5 protein-coding genes and 3 pseudogenes are annotated in these 3,956 nt (G+C 52.2%); 7 read left to right on the top strand and 1 reads right to left on the bottom strand.

The window, feature by feature from the left end; genetic code table 11:
* The 6 genes and pseudogenes from BBW68_RS16925 to BBW68_RS16920 all read left to right on the top strand — a co-directional run.
* Positions 1-327, top strand: a pseudogene (locus BBW68_RS16925) (DprA-like winged helix domain-containing protein); the annotation flags it as partial.
* Complete coding sequence (smg, locus tag BBW68_RS12490) at positions 299-772, top strand: DUF494 family protein Smg (protein ID WP_070135612.1); 474 nt, start codon at positions 299-301, stop codon at positions 770-772. The pseudogene BBW68_RS16925 and the gene smg, both read left to right, overlap by 29 nt.
* Before the next feature lie 25 nt (positions 773-797).
* Positions 798-1,367: pseudogene (locus tag BBW68_RS12485) on the top strand (DNA topoisomerase family protein).
* Entirely contained in the window at positions 1,351-1,917 is a 567-nt protein-coding gene (gene tsaC / locus BBW68_RS12480) for an L-threonylcarbamoyladenylate synthase type 1 TsaC (protein WP_070135611.1), read from the top strand. The pseudogene BBW68_RS12485 and the gene tsaC overlap by 17 nt, the downstream one beginning before the upstream one ends.
* Before the next feature lie 7 nt (positions 1,918-1,924).
* Positions 1,925-2,743 carry a shikimate dehydrogenase gene (gene aroE, locus BBW68_RS12475; RefSeq protein WP_070135610.1) on the top strand — a complete coding sequence of 273 codons (819 nt, stop codon included), beginning with the start codon at positions 1,925-1,927 and terminating at the stop codon, positions 2,741-2,743.
* Positions 2,744-2,751: 8 nt separating this feature from the next.
* Positions 2,752-2,916 carry a DUF1488 family protein gene (locus BBW68_RS16920; protein WP_245675265.1) on the top strand — a complete coding sequence of 55 codons (165 nt, stop codon included), beginning with the start codon at positions 2,752-2,754 and terminating at the stop codon, positions 2,914-2,916.
* A gap of 53 nt (positions 2,917-2,969) precedes the next feature.
* Here the strand turns inward: BBW68_RS16920 and BBW68_RS12470 are convergent.
* Positions 2,970-3,374, bottom strand: a pseudogene (locus BBW68_RS12470) (gamma carbonic anhydrase family protein); the annotation flags it as partial.
* A gap of 101 nt (positions 3,375-3,475) precedes the next feature.
* On the opposite strand from BBW68_RS12470, the gene BBW68_RS12465 reads away from it, so the two are divergent.
* A partial coding sequence (locus tag BBW68_RS12465; RefSeq protein ID WP_070133548.1) for an IS6 family transposase occupies positions 3,476-3,956 on the top strand: 481 nt, incomplete at its 3' end.

Raw genomic sequence — 3,956 nt, 5'->3', positions numbered from 1 at the left:
TCAAACTTGAATCCGCCGTTGCCCATCCCAACAATATTCTTGAGTAAATATAGAACGGTCTTAACTGGCTTCCCGATTTGCTGGGTTCAGCCAATTATTCTACGTCAAACAGCAATCCTTCATTGCCATTTTCCGATGTGTTGGCTAACTTAGGAGATGAGGTTACACCTGTTGACGTTGTCGCTGAACGTGCCGGTCAACCTGTGCCAGCCATCGTAGCTAAGCTGCTTGAGTTGGAGTTAGCAGGGTGGATCGCAGCTGTACCCGGCGGCTATGTCCGATTTAAGGAGGGCAAGCCATGTTCGACGTACTAATGTACTTATTTGAAACGTATATCCACAACGAGGCAGAAATGCGCGTTGACCAGGATAAGTTGACTGATGATCTGTCCGATGCGGGTTTTCATCGTGAAGATATCTATAATGCGTTGAACTGGTTGGAAAAGCTGGCAGATTATCAGGACGGACTTGTCGCTCCGATTTTGCTGACCACCGATCCGCTGTCTATGCGTATCTACACCGAGGAAGAAAGTCAGCGTTTAGATGCCAACTGCCGTGGCTTTATTCTGTTCTTGGAACAAATCCAAGTACTGAATCTGGAAACGCGCGAAATGGTTATCGAACGTATTATGGCTCTGGATACCCTCGAGTTTGATCTGGACGATCTCAAATGGGTGGTGCTGATGGTGCTGTTTAATATTCCTGGATGTGAAAACGCCTATCAGCAAATGGAAGAGCTACTTTTCGACGTCAATGAAGGAATGCTGCACTGAAGTTTGCCTTCGTGTATACAAAGTTATGAATAAAACAGCGCTTTTCGCTGTGCGAAAAAATGAACCCTGCCCCCAGTGTGGGGCAGAACTGGTTATTCGCTCCGGGAAACATGGCGCCTTTCTTGGTTGTTCACTCCACCCCGAATGCGACTTTGTTCGGCCGCTGAAAGGCTAGGCTGACGGGCACATTGTTAAAGTGCTCGAAGGTCAGCTGTGTCCGAAATGCGGAGCCGAACTGGTACTGGGCCAAGGGCGTTACGGCATGTTTGTCGCCTGTAGTGAATATCCTGAATACGAGCATACCGAAACTATCGATAAGCCGGATGAAATCACGCTCACCTGCCCGCAGTGCCAGAGCGGAAAGCTGGTGGCACAACGTTCGCGTTACGGCAAAACATTCCACGCATGTGACCGCTATCCCGACTGCTAGTTTGCGGTTAATTTAACTCCGTTAGAAGGGGTGTGTGAGTTCTGTCAGTTCCTGCTGCTAATAGAAAAGAAAACAGCCAGAGGTGTAAAGCGTTTCTGCGCTAGTAAAGCCTGCGGCAAACCTGTAACAGTGATAAATGGTCCTGAAGATGAAACCAGTGCATGACTCTGTAGCGCTGTGCGTTGCGCAATTGTGTCAGTCAGCGATAATTGCTTACCCTACAGGGGCGGTATTTGGCCTCGGCTGCGATCCCGACAGTGAGGCTGCGGTCATGCAACTGCTGGCACTGAAGCGCCGTCCGGTAGATAAGGGGCTGATCTTGATTGCCGCTGACTACCAGCAGTTACTCCCTTATATTGCCGATGAGCAGTTGAGCGCCGAACAGAAAGAGCGGATGTTTTCCCGCTGGCCTGGCCCGGTGACCTGGGTGCTGCCCGCGCCTCAAGAGACACCGCGCTGGCTGACCGGGCGCTTCTCTTCGCTGGCCGTGCGCGTCAGCAATCATCCTGATGTAATCAAACTGTGTCAGGCTTTTGGTAAGCCATTGGTCTCAACCAGTGCCAACCTCAGCGGTTTACCGCCGTGCCGCAATGTGGCGGAGGTGCTGGCGCAGTTTGGTGAACGTTTCCCCGTGCTGCATGGAGAAACGGGCGGCCGCCAGAATCCGTCAGAAATCCGCGATGTATTAACCGGTGAACTGATTCGCCAAGGATAAAGAGATCATTATGTCGTTTGTCGTCTTCGGTAACCCGATTAATCACAGTAAATCGCCCCGCATTCACCAGCTGTTTGCTGAGCAGAGCGGGATCTCCCATCCTTATGAACGTTTCTGCGCGCCGGTTGATGGCTTTGAACAGGCCGCGCGTGAGTTTTTTGCCGCCGACGGCAAAGGCGCTAACGTGACCCTGCCGTTTAAACAGCAGGCTTATGCGCTGGCCAGTGAGCTGAGTGAGCGAGCGGCACTGGCGGGTGCGGTAAATACGTTAAAGAAGCTGGAGGATGGCCGACTGTTGGGGGATAACACCGATGGCATTGGTCTGCTGAGCGATTTTCAACGCTTGCAGCTGATCCAGCCTGACGATCGGATTCTATTGATCGGCGCAGGCGGCGCGGCAAGAGGTGTGATCCTTTCACTGCTTTCTGCTTACGCCCATATCACGATCGTTAACCGTACCCATGCGAAAGCCGCTGAGCTTGAGCAGCTGTTCCAGCGCCAAGGCGGTGTGCGGGCATTAACCCGTAAGAAGCTGGATGGCGAGCAGTTTGATCTGGTGATCAATGCGACCTCCAGCGGAGTCGCGGGAGATGTGCCTGATCTGCCTGTCGGTCTGGTTAATACGCAGACCCGCTGTTACGACATGTTTTATCAGCAGGGGGACACGCCGTTTCTGCAGTGGTGCCGTCAGCAGGGAACAGCTCAGCTGGCTAATGGCCTTGGCATGCTGGTGGGTCAGGCTGCACACTCATTTATGTTGTGGCACGGTGTTATGCCGGATATCACCCCAGTGATTAAGACATTAAAAGAAGAGATGAGTGCGTGAATTAGGTCATCCAGTTTCCTGAACGGGAATGGTGGGATGAAAATTTACAGGCGATCTGCTTCAGCGGATTGGTTAACGGCTTCCAGCTCACCTTCACAGGTAAAGCGCTGGCCTGTTTCCACCTTTACCGCTGGGAGTTGGAAGAAGACGCTGAGCTGGCGATCAAAGGCTAGCAGGAATATGCTCAGGGTTGGGTCTGGCTCTCTTCCGCCAGATAGTCATTTTTCTAACTGACATAGTTGTTAGCAGAATAGAGCAGACCGTCGATTTCATCGGACGTCAGTGGCCTGGCCTTTTTCGCCGGACTGCCCAGATAAAGGAAGCCACTTTCCAGACGCTTGCCGGGCAACACTTGGCTCCCCTCACCAATTATCACATCGTCTTCGACGACAACCCCATCAAGCAGAATCGCCCCCCTACCAACCAGCACTCGATTGCCGATGGTGCGACCATGCAGCATCGCTTTATGTCCTACAGTGACGTCCTCACCAATCACCAGCGGATAATCGTCAGGGTTAGCTGCCGATTTATGAGTGAAGTGCAGCACGCTACCGCTACCATCCTGAATGTTGCTGTGTTTGCTGATGGTCACGCGATTAACGTCGCCGCGTATGACGACCAGCGGCCAGATCTGAGTTATGGTCATATTGTGGTGTATGGGGATTAGAGGGCACTGTTGCAAAGATCTGGCGATGGTAAACTGATGCCACTGTTTAGTTGAAGGAGCAGCACATGAACCCATTTAAAGGTCGACATTTTGAGCGTCATATTATCCTGTGGGCCGTCCGCTGGTACTGCAAATATGGCATCAGTTATCGTGAGCTGCAGGAGATGCTGGCTGAGCGAGGGGTAAATGTCGATCACACCACGATTTATCGATGGGTTCAGCGTTCTGCACCTGAAATGGAAAAGCGGCGGCGCTGGTACTGGCGTCAACCTTCCGGTTTTGGCTCATGGCATCTCGATGAAACCTACGTGAAGGTCAACGGACGCTGGGCTTATCTGTACCGCGCCGTCGACAGCAGGGGCTGCACCATTGACTTTTACCTGTCTTCACGTCGTCACACCAAAGCCGCCTATCGCTTTATGGGTAAACTTCTGAATAATACGAAGCGCCTGCAAATTCCACGGTTGATCAACACAGATAAAGCCCCGACGTATGGGCGGGCGCTGGCATTGCTGAAGCGGGAAGGTAAATGTCCGCAGCATGTGC

It is taken from the genome of Candidatus Erwinia dacicola (genome assembly GCF_001756855.1).
Classification (GTDB): Bacteria; Pseudomonadota; Gammaproteobacteria; order Enterobacterales; family Enterobacteriaceae; genus Erwinia; species Erwinia dacicola.
Note: the sequence above shows the minus strand (reverse complement) of the source record. Positions and strands in the feature narration are given on the sequence as shown.

What these genes read in the sequence shown, in the direction of transcription:
- smg (WP_070135612.1), top strand. Translation starts at nt 299, where the DNA reads ATGTTCGACGTACTAATGTACTTATTTGAAACGTATATCCACAACGAG.
- tsaC (WP_070135611.1), top strand. Translation starts at nt 1,351, where the DNA reads ATGAAACCAGTGCATGACTCTGTAGCGCTGTGCGTTGCGCAATTGTGT.